Genomic DNA, 15,544 nt, shown 5'->3' with positions numbered 1-15,544 from the left:
GGCGGCGGGACCATCCGGTCCCGCCGCCCTCGTCGCACGTCCGGCCGCCGTCGGCCTAGTGCTCCGTCGCCTTCTCGGCGCCGTGCCCGGTGAGCGACCGCACGTCCATCTCGGCCGCGACGAGCGCGTCCTCCTTGCGCGTCGACGTGACCGTCCCGATCCAGCCGAGCAGGAACCCGACGGGGATCGACACGATGCCGGGGTTGCTCAGCGGGAACCACGAGAAGTCGGCTCCCGGGATCATCGACGTCTCGGCGCCCGACACCACGGGCGAGAACGCGATCAGCACGAGCGCCGTCCCGAGGCCGCCGTACATGCTGAGCACCGCGCCCCGGGTGGAGAACCGCCGCCAGTAGAGGGAGTACAGGATCGTCGGCAGGTTCGCGCTCGCGGCGACCGCGAACGCGAGGGCGACGAGGAACGCGACGTTCTGCCCGTTCGCGCCGATGCCCGCGAGGATCGACACGATCCCGATCACGACGACCGTGATCCGCGCGACCCGCACCTCGCCGTTGGCCGAGACCTGGCCCTTCTTGATGACGCTGCCGTACACGTCGTGCGCGAAGGACGCCGCCGCCGTGATGGTCAGCCCGGCGACCACCGCCAGGATGGTGGCGAAGGCCACCGCGGCGATGATCCCGAGGAGGATCGGCCCGCCGAGCTCGAGCGCGAGGAGCGGCGCGGCGGAGTTCACGCCGCCGGGGGCCGCGAGGATCCGCTCGCTGCCGAGCAGCGCGCCCGCGCCGTAGCCGAGCACCAGGGTGAAGAGGTAGAAGACGCCGATGAGCCAGATCGCCCAGACGACGCTCCGGCGGGCCTCCTTCGCGGTCGGCACCGTGTAGAAGCGCATGAGCACGTGGGGGAGGCCCGCCGTGCCGAGCACCAGCGCGAGCGCGAGCGACAGGAAGTCGAGCTTCGTGATGCCCGTGGCCCCGTACTGGTTGCCGGGCTCGAGCACGGGCTTGTCGGCCGCGGCCGCCGCGGCGCCCAGGAGCTCCGAGACATTGAACCCGTGGATCGCGAGCACCCACACGGTCATCACGGCGGCGCCCGCGATGAGCAGGCACGCCTTGATGATCTGCACCCAGGTGGTGCCCTTCATCCCGCCGACGAGCACGTAGACGATCATGAGCGCCCCGACGACCGCGATCACGAGCGACTGCCCGAGCCGGTCGTCGATGCCGAGCAGCAGCGAGACGAGCCCGCCGGCGCCCGCCATCTGGGCGAGCAGGTAGAAGAAGCAGACCGCGAGCGTCGTCGTGGCCGCGGCCAGCCGCACCGGACGCTGCTTGAGCCGGAAGCTCAGCACGTCGGCCATCGTGAACTTGCCGGTGTTGCGCATGAGCTCGGCGACCAGCAGCAGGGCCACGAGCCACGCCACCAGGAACCCGATGGAGTAGAGGAACCCGTCGTACCCGTTGATGGCGATGGCGCCGACGATGCCGAGGAACGACGCCGCCGAGAGGTAGTCGCCCGCGATCGCGGTGCCGTTCTGCGGCCCGGTGAAGGAGCGGCCGGCCGCGTAGTAGTCCGCGGCCGTGGAGTTGTTCCGGCTCGCGCGGAAGACGATCACCAGGGTGATGACCACGAACGCCCCGAAGATCGAGATGTTGAGGACCGGATCGCCCGTGTCGGTCGTCGGCGTGGTGGCCATGGCCGAGACGCCCGGCGCGCTCACCGTCGGCCGCCCTTCCGGCGCTTCGGCGGGGTGGATCCGCGGGGTCCCGCCGCGGCGACGCGCTCGCGCTCCTCCAGGTCGGCGCGGATCTCCGCGGCGATCGGGTCGAAGCGCGCGTTCGCCCGGCTCACGTACCAGGTGGTGATGGCGAACGTTGTGACGAACTGCCCGAGCCCCAGCAGGATCCCGAGGTTCACGTTCCCGATCACGGGCGTGGACATGAACTCGTGCGCGTAGTCCGACAGCAGGACGAACGCGAAGTACCAGACGAGGAACGCGACGGCCAGCGGGAACACGAAGCCGCGGTGCGCGCGCTTCAGCTCCCGGAACCTCGCCGAGTCCTCGACCTCCCGGTAGTCGACGGCCGGCCGGGGGTCCCCGACCGGATGAGCGGCGTCGCCCATGTGATCTCCTCGAGATGAGGCCGCACCTCGTCGTGCGGCACTCCCAGGTTAGGCACAGGCGAGGGGTGTTGACCAGGGCCCGCCCCCGGATCGTCCGGCGGGCCGGCTCAGGAGAACAGGCCGGGCAGCAGCTGCAGCGCCACCGGGTACCCCACGAAGCTCACGACGTCGAGGATCAGGTGGGCCACCACGACGGGCGCCGTCCGGCCGAACCGCACGTAGCACCAGCCGAACACGACCCCCATCGCCACGTTGCCGATGAAGGGCCCGTATCCCTGGTACAGGTGGTAGCTGCCCCGCAGCACCGCCGCGGCGAGGATCACGGTCCACGTCCCGAGCCGCCCGTTCCCCCAGCCGAGCTCGCGGAGCCGCGTGAAGAGGTAGCCGACGACGATCACCTCCTCCTGCAGGGCCGCGCGGAGCGCGACCAGCACGAGCACCGGCACGGTCCACCAGTAGGAGTCGAGGGCGGTGGGGACCACGTCCACGGTGATCCCGAGGGCCCGGCCCGCGAAGTACAGACCGAGCCCGGGCACGCCGATGAGCGCGGCGAGCCCGAACCCGGCGGCGACGTCGCGTCCGGGCCGGGTGAGGTCGAGGCCGATGCGGCGGAACGCGCTCCGGCCGGGCTGCCACAGGAGGTAGAGCACCAGGGCCGCCGGCACGAGCGCGGTGGCGACGTCGAGCAGCTGGTAGAGGAGGTCGAAGACCTGGCGGTCGTTCAGGCTCCGGTTGATGGTCGCGCTCTGCGAGCCGAGCGACTCCGCGCGGGTCGACAGGTCGACGATGCGGAGGACCGAGTACACCGCGCTCGCCCCGAGCGACAGCCCGAGCACGATCGCGATCTCCCACCGGAGCCTGGTCCGCGTCGCGGGCTCCGGGAGCGGACGGGGGGCGCGGGGGCGGTCGGGGGCGTCGGGCACGGGCCGATCCTAGGCGCGCGCATCTGCCTGACCGCCCGGCGGCCGTGCGTGGCCGGTGAGGCCCCTGACGACGCGATCCGTCGCCGGAGGCGGTGGGAACACGCGATCCCGACGGTCGAGACGCACGGATCCGGACCCCGACGCGCGGATCCGCGCGTCCGAGTTACCGGTATGTAACGTTTGCGTCCAGTTTTTGCAAAGACTCCCAGCCGTACCTATGGTCGTTCTTATCTGCGCGGTCGACTGCACGCACGGTGGGTCCGCGCCATTCCCATGCACAGGAGGAACATTGAAAATCAGACGCCTTGTGGTGGCTGGTGCTGCAATTGTCTCCGGTGCCCTCGTCCTCAGCGGCTGCTCTGCGCCCGCTCAGGAGTCCGAGGTCATCGACGGCTCTTCGATCACCGTGGCCTGGAACGACCCGTTCCTCGAGTACAACAACCTGTCGGCGACCGGCAACGCGACCGCCAACACGAACATCGTCTACCTGACGAACCGCTCGTTCAACTACTACGACGACGGCCCGACCCTGGTGAAGGACGAGGACTTCGGCACCTACGAGAAGGTCTCCGACGACCCGCTCGTGGTGAAGTTCACCATCGCGGACGGCGTCAAGTGGAGCGACGGCACGCCCGTCGACGCCGCGGACATGCTGCTCAACTGGGCGGCGAACACCACGAACGTCAACACGGTCGGCGGCGACGACGTCCAGACCGACGAGGAGACCGGCGCGGTCACCACCGGCGACGACCAGGTCTTCTTCAACTCCGGCGCCGTGGCGGACACCCGCCTCGGTCTCGTCACGCAGACCCCCGAGATCGGCGACAACGGCCGCAGCCTCACCTACACGTACGACAAGCCGTACGTCGACTGGGAGGTCGCGACCGGCAACGGCGTCGGCGTCTCCGCCCACGGCACGACCCAGCTCGCCTTCCCGGACGACGACCTGTCGGCCGAGGACGCCAAGGAGAAGCTGATCACGGCCATCCAGGACAAGGACGCCAGCGTCCTCGCCCCGGTCTCCAAGATCTGGAACGACGGCTACCGCTACTCGGACATGCCCGCCGAGGCGCAGAAGACGCTGGCCACCGGCCAGTACGTCATCTCGGACCTCAAGGCCGACCAGTACGTGACGCTCACCGCGAACCCCGAGTACACCGGCAGCAAGAAGCCGAAGTACCAGGAGATCACGGTCCGCTTCATCGCGGACCCGCAGGCGCAGATCCAGGCCCTCGAGAACGGCGAGGTCTCGATCGCGTCCGGCCAGCCCACGGCTGACCTCCTCAAGCAGGTCCAGGGCCTCAGCGGCGTCGAGTACAAGGGCCAGGCCGAGGGCACGTACGAGCACGTCGACCTCCAGACCACCAACGGCGGCGCGTTCGACGCGTCGAAGTTCGGCGGCGACGAGGAGAAGGCGAAGCTCGTCCGCCAGGCGTTCTTCAAGACCCTGCCGCGCGAGGAGATCCTCGAGAAGCTCATCAAGCCCCTCCAGGAGGACGCGGAGCTCCGCAACTCGAACGTCTTCGTGCCCGGCACGGAGAACTACGAGGCCTCCGTGAAGGAGAACGGCTACGCCGACCAGACGGTCGACATCGAGGGCGCCAAGGCGCTCCTCGCCGAGGCCGGCGTCACGGGCACGATCGACGCCCGCGTCCTCTACGGCCAGGGCAACACCCGTCGCCAGCAGGAGTTCGAGCTCATGCGCCAGTCGGCCAGCCAGGCCGGCTTCAACCTCATCGACGTGAACAGCGCGACGTGGGGCGCCGACCTCTCCAGCAAGCCCGACTCGTACGACATCGCCCTCTTCGGCTGGCAGTCCACGAGCCTGGCGGTCGGCGAGTCCGGCCCGAACTACCAGACCGGCGGCATCAACAACTACTACGGCTGGTCCAACCCGGAGATCGACGACCTGTTCACGCAGCTCGACACCGAGACTGACCCGGACAAGCAGCGCGAGATCCTGATCCAGGCGGAGACGCTCATCCAGGAGCAGAGCTGGACGACGCCGATCTTCCAGTTCCCGGGCCTGACGGCCTGGAGCGACACGGTGACGGGCGTCAAGCCGGCCTTCCTCTCCCCGACGTTCTTCTGGAACTTCGACGAGTGGGCACCGGCGAACACCTCCGCCGAGTAGCACGGCAGCAGTGAACGCGCACCCCCGAACGGGGTGAGCGTGAGGGTGCCGAGGCCACCTGGCCTCGGCACCCTCTCCATGTCCGTTGCCGATTCGTGATCCGCGGATCCGGCCGCGTATGCTCTCGTCGGGTCGGGTCACGAGCCCTGGCCGAACACAGAAAGGGACGTCGTCGCCCTGTGCTTACCTTCGTCTTGAGACGCCTCGTCGCGTCGTTCTTCGTCCTCCTGGGCGCCAGCTTCATCATCTACAACCTGGCCGCCAACTCGGGTGATCCGCTCGCCGACCTGCGCGAGTCGCCCTCGCCCAACCGCGACGCGCTCATCGCGGCCCGCACGGAGGCGCTGAACCTCGACGTGCCGCCGCCGCTGCGCTACTTCACCTGGCTCGCGGGCGTGTTCAAGGTGTTCATCGGCCAGATCGACCTGGGGCGCGCCATCGACGGCCGCGAGGTCAACGGCATGATCGCCACGGCGGCCGGCCAGACCATCCAGCTGGTGACCATCGCCACCGTCATCGCCGTCATCATCGGCGTGGCGATCGGCATGACGACGGCCCTCCGCCAGTACAGCGGCTACGACTACACGGTCACGTTCTCGTCGTTCCTCTTCTTCTCCCTCCCCGTCTTCTTCGTGGCCGTGCTGCTGAAGCAGTACGTCGCCATCGGCTTCAACGACTTCCTGACGGACCCCTCGATCCCGCCGCTGGTCATCGTGGTGCTGTCCCTCCTGTCCGGCTTCGTCTGGATGAGCATCATCGGCGGCGACCCGAAGCCCCGCCTCGTCGTGTTCGGCTCCGCCACCGTCATCACCGCGATCGTGCTCACGTACCTCACGATCACCGAGTGGTTCGCGCGCCCGGGGCTCGGCATCGTCCTCATCGCCGCGCTCGGCGCGCTCATCGCGGTGCTCATCACGTCGCTCTCCACGGGCCTGCGCAACCGGCGCGCGTTCTACTCCGCGCTCGGCATGGCCGCCCTCGGCGCCGCGCTCTGGTTCCCGCTGCAGTACGTGCTCACGGTCTCCGCCCCCTGGTGGATCACGTTGGTCCTCATCGCGGCGTTCGCCGTGGTCGGCATCGTCGTGGGCTACGTCGTGGGCCAGAACGACAAGCCCATCGTCGCCCGCGGCGCCGCCATTACCGGCGGGCTCGTAGCGCTGCTGATCATCGTCGACCGCGTCATGCAGGTGTGGCCGGACTACGTGCAGAACACGCGCGGGCGCCCCATCGCCACCGTCGGCGCCGTCACCCCGGGCCTCAACGGCTCGGTCTGGCAGGGCATGCTCGACAGCTACACGCACCTCCTCCTGCCCACCATCGCGCTGCTGCTCATCTCGGTGGCCAGCTACTCGCGCTACTCGCGGGCGAGCCTGCTCGAGGTCATGAACCAGGACTACGTGCGCACCGCGCGCGCGAAGGGCCTCACCGAGCGCACCGTCATCATGCGGCACGCGTTCCGCAACGCCATGATCCCCGTCGCCACCGTCATCGCCTTCGACGTCGGCGCGCTCATCGGCGGTGCGGTCATCACGGAGACGATCTTCGCGTGGAAGGGCATGGGGTCGATCTTCCAGGACGCCCTGCGCACCACCGACCTCAACCCCCTGATGGGATTCATCCTGATCACCAGCATCCTGACCGTGATCTTCAACATGCTGGCCGACATCCTGTACTCGGTCCTCGATCCTCGAATCCGGGTGAGCTGACACATGACGAACGCACTGATGGGGAACCCCAACGACCCCCACAACGACCCGAACCTGCCCGAGGGCGGTGCCAACTCCGAGCTGACCATCGAGCAGCGCGAGATCGAGGGCCTCAGCCAGGGCACCGTCGTCCGCCGTCGGTTCCTGCGTCACAAGGGCGCGATGACCGCGCTCGTCGTGCTCGTCCTGGTCGCGATCCTCGTGTACTCCTCCGTCGGCATCCAGTTCCTCGGCCTGCGCATCCCGGGGTGGTGGATGTGGGGCTACGAGGACGCCTCGCCCATCGTCAACGGCGGCGACCCGACATGGGTGCTGCCGTTCCAGTTCGGCTCCCACCCCTTCGGCCAGGACGAGATCGGGCGCGACATCTTCGCCCGCGTCATGCGCGGCACGCAGCAGTCCATCGTCGTGATGGTCGTATACGGCATCATCGCCGCGTTCCTCGGCATCGTGATCGGCGCCCTCGCCGGGTTCTTCCGTGGCCGCATCGACTCGATCCTGATGCGCTTCACCGACCTGATCATCGTGATCCCGGTCATCGTGATCGCCGCCGTCCTCGGCCGCACCTTCGGCAGCCTCGGAGCGGCCGTGCTCGGCGTGACGCTCGGTCTGGTCGGCTGGCCGAGCCTCGCGCGCCTCGTGCGCGGAGAGTTCCTCAGCCTCCGCGAGCGCGAGTTCGTCGATGCCGCCCGCGTCGCTGGAGCCTCCAACAGCCGCATCGTCTTCCGGCACATCCTGCCGAACGCCATCGGCGTCGTCATCGTGTCGACGACGTTGCTCATGAGCGCGGCCATCCTGCTCGAGGCTGCGCTGTCCTTCCTCGGCTTCGGCATCCGGCCGCCGGACGTCTCGCTCGGCCAGATCATCAACGAGTACCAGGGCGCCTTCTCGACGCGGCCGTGGCTGTTCTGGTTCCCGGGCCTGTTCATCGTCATCATCGCGCTGTCGATCAACTTCATCGGCGACGGCCTGCGCGACGCGTTCGACCCGCGCCAGCGGCGAATGCCGGGCGGACAGGGCCCCTACCGCCAGATGTTCGCCATGCTCACGGGCCGCGGCGGACGCGACAGCGGCCCGAAGGCAGGGTCGGGCGCCGAGGGCGTCCGCGTCTCGCCGCCCGTCGGGTCCGCGCGACCGGACTCGCAGGCCGACGGCCCGGCGTCCGACCGCACGGACGGCCGATGACGGTCACGGCGACGCGCCGGCCCGTCGGCCCCGCCCGCGGCTCCGGTCCGGTCTCAGACCAGGCTGCTCGCCACGGTCGCGACGACCAGCACCGCCAGCACGGCGATCTCGACCCAGTGCGTACGGACGCGGCGGGCCTCCTCCTCGACCGGGCCGCCCAGGTGGCCCGCCTCGGCGAGGTCGGCCAGGCGCAGCCGGATCACCGTGGCCGCGTCGCCCGAGTCGGTGCGCGGCAGGTCCCCGCGACGGGCGTCCTGCATCATGGCGCTGAGGTACGGCTGGTTCCGCTCCTCCTTCGTCGTGATGTAGGCGTTCGAGTGCCGGCCGGGCGCCGGAGCGGCCCAGGCCGTGACGCGCTCGTGCGCGGTCGTGATGTTCAGGGCCCACTTCGTGTCCACCCGGCGGATCGCCGGCCACGAGATGTCGTGCGTGCGGAAGACGTTGCGGATCTCGACGCCCTCCGTGGCGATGCGCACCCGCGGGTTCCAGAAGACGAGCCACGACGCGTAGGCCAGCATCAGCGGAGCCCACACCGCCGTCGGCAGGAGGTCGGCACGACCACCGACCACGGTGCTCACGAGCACCAGGACCGCGATCGCCGAGACGATCACGGTCAGCAGGCGTCCGAACGACGGGCGGATGACGACGGGCTGATCCATGGCCTCATCGTCCCACGGCCCGCATCGACGCCCCCCGACACCCCTACTTCCACCAGCCAGGAGGCCGCAGCATGAGCGCTCACGCGAACGGGGCGGATCCCGCCGCCCCCATCCTCGAGGTCTCCGGCCTCGGAGTCGACTTCTGGGTCGGCGACGAGTGGATCCCCGCGGCCATCGACCTCGACTACACGGTCAACCCGGGCGAGGTGCTCGCGATCGTCGGCGAGTCCGGCTCGGGCAAGAGCGTCAGCTCGATGTCGCTGCTCGGCCTCCTGCCGAAGAACGGCCGGGTCCGGGGGAGCGCCAAGCTCAAGGGCGTCGAGATGGTCGGCGCCGACCAGGCGACCCTGCGGAAGGCGCGCGGCAACGACATCGCCGTCATCTTCCAGGAGCCGATGACCGCGCTGAACCCCGTCTACACGGTGGGCTTCCAGATCGTGGAGGCGCTGCGCGTCCACCAGTCGATCATCCCGTCGGCCGCGAAGGTGCGCGCGCTCGAGCTGCTGAAGCTCGTGGAGATGCCCGACCCGGAGAAGGCGTTCGACTCCTACCCGCACCAGCTCTCTGGAGGGCAGCGCCAGCGCGCCATGATCGCCCAGTCGCTGTCGTGCGACCCCGACATGCTGATCGCCGACGAGCCGACCACGGCGCTCGACGTGACCATCCAGGCGGAGATCCTCGACCTGCTGCGGAAGCTGCACCAGCGCCTCAACAGCGCGATCGTCATCATCACCCACGACATGGGCGTGGTCGCCGACCTCGCGACCAACGTCATCGTGATGAAGAGCGGCCGCATCGTCGAGCGCGGCTCGGTGCGCGAGATCTTCCAGGCGCCGAAGGACCCGTACACGAAGCAGCTGCTCGCGTCGGTGCCGCACCTCGGCACCGGCGAGGCGTCGCAGGTGGAGGTCGCGGCCCGCACCACCGAGCCCGCCATCTCTCTGAAGGACGTCGACATCGACTACCCGAAGCTCGGCCGCGTGCCGGCGTTCCGGGCCGTGTCCGGCGCCTCCTTCGACATCCACCCCGGTGAGGTCGTGGGCGTCGTCGGCGAGTCGGGATCCGGCAAGACGACCATCGCCCGCGCCGCGGTCGGGCTCCTGCCCGTCGCCGGCGGGGAGATGACGGTCGCGGGGCGCCGCATGACCGGCATCTCGCAGAAGGACCTGCGGGCCGTGCGCCGCGAGATCGGCATCGTCTTCCAGGACCCGGGCTCCTCGCTGAACCCCCGCTGGCCCATCGGCCAGAGCATCGGCGAGCCGCTCGAGCTCTCAGGCCAGTTCTCGAAGAAGCAGCAGAGCGACCGCGTCGAGGAGCTCCTCGACCAGGTCGAGCTGCCGCGCAGCTTCCGCAACCGCTACCCGAACGAGCTCTCGGGCGGCCAGCGCCAGCGCGTCGGCATCGCCCGGGCGCTCGCGCTCCGGCCCAAGGTGCTCGTGGCCGACGAGCCCACCTCGGCGCTCGACGTGTCGGTGCAGGCGCGCGTGCTGGCGCTCTTGCAGGAGATCCAGAAGGAGCTCCAGTTCGCGTGCCTCTTCGTCAGCCACGACCTCGCGGTGGTCGACCTCCTCGCCGACCGCATCGTGGTGATGAACCACGGCAAGATCGTGGAGCAGGGGCCGACCGAGTCGATCCTCCGGAACCCGCAGCACCCGTACACGCAGAAGCTCATCGCCGCCGTGCCGCTGCCGGATCCCGACCAGCAGCAGGAGCGCCGCCAGCTCCGCGAGGCGCTGCGCGACCAGCAGCCGCCCGCGGCCTGACCGCCCCCGCACTACCCGGCCCGCCGCCCGGCGCACCCCCTCGCGGGGGCGCGCGGGCGGCGGGCCTCGTCGTGCCCGTGGGGGTGTGCGAAAGTCCGACCCGGAGCTGGACCGGGCCTCTAGCTTCGAGGACGGGGATGAACGGCTGGTTGGCTCTGTGATGCATGTCGGAGATCCGCTTCCTGCTCCCTCATCGATTCAGAGCGGGGCAGGTCGCGCTGGCGGAGCCGGTGAGGTCTGCAAGTTCGCCGGTGGTCATGATCGCAGTCCCTCGGCTACGTCCTCGCGGCCCTCATCGTCTTGTTGGAGGTCGGACTCGAAGATCAGGAAGGCAAGTGGATGACGACGTCACATGAGCGCGCGCGCAGACGCACCGCAAGCGGGATCGCCGTAGCAAGCAGTCTGGTCCTGGGTTGCGGGCTGTCCTTGCTCGTGGCCTCACCCGCCATGGCGAAGGGACCCGGTGATGTGCGGACGGCGCATTGCGCCGCCGGGAAGATCGTGCAGCTGTACTGGCAGAACACCGGACACGTCGGCCTCTTCGGCGATCGTGCCGGCCAATTCGATCTGAACGACTACATCGCCAGGTATCCGGCTGGCGCCAACTCCTACAACACCGGGCTTTCCGACTTCACCTGGGGATTCGGGAACAGCGGGGATGGCGACATCGTCCCCGGCACATCGAGCTTCACCTGCGTCAGCTTCCGAGCGTGATCCTCCAGGCGTCCTGAGGGGAGGCCGTCTGGAGTCGACGGCGCATGGCACCGAGAAGCGAGGCGGCGGAGTGCTGCGCGCGCGTGACGTCGCCCGCTTCCATGGCTCTCGGCAACCCCCAGTGTCACGGCCGTCAGGTGTCGCCCTGTCATCGCCCACCGGGCCTTCACAGGAGGAGGCGACCTCGGTCGGAGCTCCCCGCACGACCCGGCCCGCCGTCCGTCGCACCCCCTCCCGGGGGCGCGCGGGCGGCGGGCCTCGTCATGCCGCTCGCGTAGGATCGTCCGCGATGGACAGCGACACGCGAGGCCCCGAGGCCGCTCCAGCCCGGCGCCCGCGAAGGATCCGCCGGGCCGTCCGCGGTGCCTCCGCCGCCGTCGCGCTGGCCCTCGTGGCCGGCCTCGCCGCCTGCGCGCCGACGACCGGGATGGTCGCCGACACCGAGATCCGCGCCGCGCTGCCCACGTCCTTCACCTCCTACAACGCGGCTTCCCGCACCGGCGGGACTGACGGCAACCGGGAGATCGTCCACGCGACGAACGCCCGCTTCTCGGAGGTCGCCCCGGACGGCACGGTCGCCGCCGACCCCGGCTACGGGTCCGCGCGGGTCGTCTCGCGCGACCCCTTCACCGTCGAGTACACGGTGGCCGAGGGCGTCCGCTGGTCCGACGGCGAGCCCGTCGACGCGGCCGACCTCCTGCTCGCCTGGGCCGCGGGGTCCGGCGCGCTCGACACCCCGGGCTTCGACGCGGCGGGGTACGTCGACGAGTCCACCGGCGGGTACACCGGCCCGCTCCCGGAGGAGGCCGTCTGGTTCGACGCCGCGGCCGACGAGACGCTGACGCACGTCACGCGCACGCCGGAGATCGGCGACGGCGGCCGGTCGATCACCATGGTCTTCGACGAGTACGCGCCCGACTGGCGCCTCGCGTTCGAGGTCGGGCTCCCGGCGCACGCCGTCGTGCAGCTCGCGCTCGACATGTCGAGCCCCGGCCGCGCCAAGCAGACGCTGGTCGACGCCGTGCAGGACGGCGCCCCCGAGCTCCTCTCGCCCATCTCCGATGCGTGGAACCGCGGCTTCGGCGTGGCCGAGATCGCGGCGCACCCCGACCGCGCCGTGGGCTCCGGGCCGTACGCCATCGACTCGATCGATCCGGGCACGTCCATCACGCTGCGGGCCAACCGCTTCTACTCCGGCTTCCACCGGCCGTCGGTCGAGCGCATCGTCGTGTCGACCATCGAGGATCCGGGCGCCGCGGTCCAGGCCCTCGCCGACGGCGACGTCGACGTGATCGCGCCGACGGCCGACGGCGAGCTCGCCGACGCCCTCGCCGACCTCGACGGCGTGCAGGTCGTGCGCGGCGCGTCCGCGGCGTGGGAGCGCCTCGATCTGCAGACCGCGGGCGCCCGGAACCCCGCGATGTCGGACGTGGCCGTCCGCACGGCGTTCCTGTCCACGATCCCGCGGGACGAGATCCTCCGCGACGCGGCCGCGCCCATCGACCCCGACGCCACCACGCGCGACTCCTTCGTCCTCTCCCCGGGGACGGACGGCTACGCCGACCAGGTGCGGGCCAACGGGTCGAGCCGCTTCGACGAGGTCGACCTCGACGAGGCCCGTCGGCTGCTCGCCGCGGCCGGCCAGGCGGCCCCCGAGGTGTGCGTGCTGTTCGACCCCGCCGATCCCCGCCGCGTCGCCGCGTTCGAGGCGATCCGCGACTCGGCCGGCGAGGCCGGGTTCGTCGTCACCGACTGCTCCACCCCGCAGTGGGAGAGCGTGCTCGACCAGGCAGGCGCGTACGACGCCGCGCTCATCGGATCCGAGGACGCGTACCCGTCGGTCGCCTCCGTCCGCGCGGCGCACGAGGGACGCGCCGACGCCCGGGACGGCCAGGCGACCGCCGACCCCGACGTCGCGTCGCTCTTCGCCTCGCTCAGCCGCACCGAGGACGACGACGCCCGCACCGAGCTCCTGCTGCGCCTGGACCGCCGCATGTACGGCGACCGCACCGGGCTCCCGCTCTACCAGCACCCCGCCCTGGCGGCCGCGCAGGAGCGGGTCGGCGGGGTCCAGGTGTCCGCGCACCAGGCCGGGATCCTCGACGACGCGTGGCGCTGGACGCTCGCCCCCGCCGCTCCCTGAGCCCGGTTTGCATCGGCACGGTAGACTGGACGACGCTGGGAATAGCAGACGGCGGCTCTTCGCCCTACTCCCTTGATGACAAGGCCAGCATCCTCTTCCCACTGAAGGACAGCACTATGGCGCTAGTCGCGCGCAACGACCTCCGCAATGTGGCCATCGTGGCCCACGTGGACCACGGCAAGACGACCCTGGTCGACGCCATGCTCAAGCAGACGAACTCGTTCGACGCCCACTTCGAGGGCGAGGACCGCATGATGGACTCGAACGACCTCGAGCGCGAGAAGGGCATCACGATCCTCGCGAAGAACACCGCGGTGCTCTACAACGGGAAGCACGCCGACGGCTCGCCCATCGTCATCAACGTGATCGACACCCCGGGCCACGCCGACTTCGGCGGCGAGGTCGAGCGCGGCCTCTCCATGGTCGACGGCGTCGTGCTCCTCGTCGACGCGTCCGAGGGCCCGCTGCCCCAGACGCGCTTCGTGCTCCGCAAGGCCCTCGAGGCCAAGCTCCCCGTGATCCTCCTGGTCAACAAGACCGACCGCCCCGACGCGCGCATCGACGAGGTCGTGGCCGAGAGCCAGGACCTGCTCCTCGGCCTCGCCTCCGACATGTCGGACGAGCACCCCGACCTCGACCTCGACGCGATCCTCGACGTGCCCGTCGTCTACGCGTCCGGCCGCAACGGCGCCGCGAGCGCCAACAAGCCGGAGAATGGCGAGCTGCCCGACAACGAGGACCTCGAGCCCCTGTTCAAGGCGATCCTCGACCACGTCCCGGCGCCGACCTACGACGACGCGCACCCGCTCCAGGCCCACGTCACCAACCTCGACGCGTCGCCCTTCCTCGGCCGCCTCGCCCTCCTCCGCGTCTTCAACGGCACGATCAAGAAGGGCCAGCAGGTCGCCTGGGTCAAGCACGACGGCACCGTCAAGAACGTGAAGATCACCGAGCTCCTCATCACGAAGGCGCTCGACCGCTTCCCGACCGAGTCCGCGGGCCCCGGCGACATCGTCGCCGTCGCCGGCATCGAGGACATCACCATCGGCGAGACGCTCGCCGACCCCGAGGACGTCCGCCCGCTCCCCACCATCACGGTGGACGACCCGGCCATCTCGATGACCATCGGCACGAACACCAGCCCGCTCATCGGCAAGGTCAAGGGCCACAAGCTCACCGCGCGCATGGTCAAGGACCGCCTCGACCGCGAGCTCATCGGCAACGTGTCCATCAAGCTCGTCGACATCGGCCGCCCGGACGCCTGGGAGATCCAGGGCCGTGGCGAGCTGGCGCTCGCGATCCTCGTGGAGCAGATGCGCCGCGAGGGCTTCGAGCTCACCGTCGGCAAGCCGCAGGTGGTCGTGAAGCAGGTCGACGGCAAGGTACACGAGCCCTACGAGCACCTCACCATCGACTCGCCCGAGGAGTACCTCGGCGCGATCACGCAGCTCCTCGCCGCCCGCAAGGGCCGCATGGAGGGCATGAGCAACCACGGCACCGGCTGGGTCCGCATGGAGTTCGTCGTCCCGTCGCGCGGCCTCATCGGCTTCCGCACGGAGTTCCTCACCATCACGCGCGGCGCGGGCATCGCCAACGCCGTGTCGCACGGCTACGAGCAGTGGGCGGGCGAGATCACGACCCGCGTCAACGGCTCGATCGTCGCCGACCGCGCCGGTGTCGCCACCCCGTTCGCCATGGTCGCCCTGCAGGAGCGCATGTCGTTCTTCGTGGAGCCCACGCAGGAGGTCTACGAGGGCATGGTCGTCGGCGAGAACTCGCGTGCGGACGACATGGACGTGAACATCACCAAGGAGAAGCAGCTGACCAACATGCGTCAGTCCACCTCCGACTCCTTCGAGCGCATGACGCCCTCGCGGAAGCTGACGCTCGAGGAGTGCCTCGAGTTCGCCCGCGAGGACGAGTGCGTCGAGGTCACGCCCGAGTTCGTCCGGATCCGCAAGGTCGAGCTGGACGCCAACGCGCGCCAGCGGAAGACCTCGCGGCTGAAGAAGCAGAACGCGTAGCGCAGCACCACCCGGACGGGCCCGTCCGCCAGGTCCCTCCGCAGGAGGCGGCCGGCGGGCGGGCCCGTCCTCGTCTCCGCCTCGGCCGGGGGACCGGGGATCACCGGCGGGCGCAGCATCCGGGCATGATCTCCGACGGCTCCGACGGCTCCGACGGCTCCGACGGCTCCGACGGCTCCGACGGCTCCGACGGCTCCGACGGCTCCGACGG

Annotated in this window: 11 protein-coding genes; 7 read left to right on the top strand and 4 right to left on the bottom strand. The window is 70.2% G+C overall.

Annotated features, from left to right (window positions below):
- Positions 1-55: 55 nt before the first annotated feature.
- From AC07VC_RS07710 to AC07VC_RS07700, 3 genes are all read right to left on the bottom strand, one after another.
- Positions 56-1,654, bottom strand: coding sequence for a monocarboxylic acid transporter (locus AC07VC_RS07710; protein ID WP_317229358.1), 1,599 nt, complete (start codon positions 1,652-1,654; stop codon positions 56-58).
- Between the two features lie 20 nt (positions 1,655-1,674).
- On the bottom strand, positions 1,675-2,082 hold the full coding sequence (locus AC07VC_RS07705; protein ID WP_317229357.1) for a DUF485 domain-containing protein: 408 nt from the start codon (positions 2,080-2,082) through the stop codon (positions 1,675-1,677).
- 107 nt (positions 2,083-2,189) lie between these two features.
- A complete protein-coding gene (locus AC07VC_RS07700) occupies positions 2,190-3,005 on the bottom strand; it encodes a CPBP family intramembrane glutamic endopeptidase (protein WP_494676263.1) in 816 nt (271 codons plus the stop codon).
- A 406-nt stretch (positions 3,006-3,411) separates the two neighbouring features.
- Here AC07VC_RS07700 and AC07VC_RS07695 point away from each other — a divergent pair, with 406 nt between their 5' ends.
- From AC07VC_RS07695 to AC07VC_RS07685, 3 genes are all read left to right on the top strand, one after another.
- Positions 3,412-5,139 carry an ABC transporter family substrate-binding protein gene (locus AC07VC_RS07695; protein ID WP_494676262.1) on the top strand — a complete coding sequence of 576 codons (1,728 nt, stop codon included), beginning with the start codon at positions 3,412-3,414 and terminating at the stop codon, positions 5,137-5,139.
- A 179-nt stretch (positions 5,140-5,318) separates the two neighbouring features.
- Positions 5,319-6,845, top strand: coding sequence for an ABC transporter permease (locus AC07VC_RS07690; RefSeq protein ID WP_494676261.1), 1,527 nt, complete (start codon positions 5,319-5,321; stop codon positions 6,843-6,845).
- A gap of 3 nt (positions 6,846-6,848) precedes the next feature.
- Positions 6,849-8,030, top strand: a complete 1,182-nt coding sequence (locus AC07VC_RS07685; RefSeq protein WP_494676260.1) for an ABC transporter permease — start codon at positions 6,849-6,851, stop codon at positions 8,028-8,030.
- Positions 8,031-8,083: 53 nt separating this feature from the next.
- Here the strand turns inward: AC07VC_RS07685 and AC07VC_RS07680 are convergent, their stop codons facing one another.
- Positions 8,084-8,689, bottom strand: a complete 606-nt coding sequence (locus AC07VC_RS07680) for a PH domain-containing protein (protein WP_094116308.1) — start codon at positions 8,687-8,689, stop codon at positions 8,084-8,086.
- 71 nt (positions 8,690-8,760) lie between these two features.
- Here AC07VC_RS07680 and AC07VC_RS07675 point away from each other — a divergent pair, with 71 nt between their 5' ends.
- From AC07VC_RS07675 to typA, 4 genes are all read left to right on the top strand, one after another.
- Positions 8,761-10,452: an ABC transporter ATP-binding protein gene (locus AC07VC_RS07675; protein ID WP_094116307.1), complete on the top strand. Its 1,692-nt coding sequence runs from the start codon at positions 8,761-8,763 to the stop codon at positions 10,450-10,452.
- A 339-nt stretch (positions 10,453-10,791) separates the two neighbouring features.
- Entirely contained in the window at positions 10,792-11,166 is a 375-nt protein-coding gene (locus tag AC07VC_RS07670) for a hypothetical protein (protein WP_494724455.1), read from the top strand.
- 289 nt (positions 11,167-11,455) lie between these two features.
- Positions 11,456-13,309, top strand: coding sequence for an ABC transporter family substrate-binding protein (locus AC07VC_RS07665; RefSeq protein WP_494676258.1), 1,854 nt, complete (start codon positions 11,456-11,458; stop codon positions 13,307-13,309).
- 116 nt (positions 13,310-13,425) lie between these two features.
- A complete protein-coding gene (gene typA, locus AC07VC_RS07660; protein WP_303054789.1) occupies positions 13,426-15,333 on the top strand; it encodes a translational GTPase TypA in 1,908 nt (635 codons plus the stop codon).
- Positions 15,334-15,544 lie beyond the last annotated feature (211 nt).

The sequence above is a fragment of the Clavibacter sp. GW821-FHT01D01 genome, from assembly GCF_059422605.1.
The sequence above is the reverse complement of the archived record's forward strand: the minus strand, read 5'-3'. Positions and strand labels throughout refer to the sequence as shown.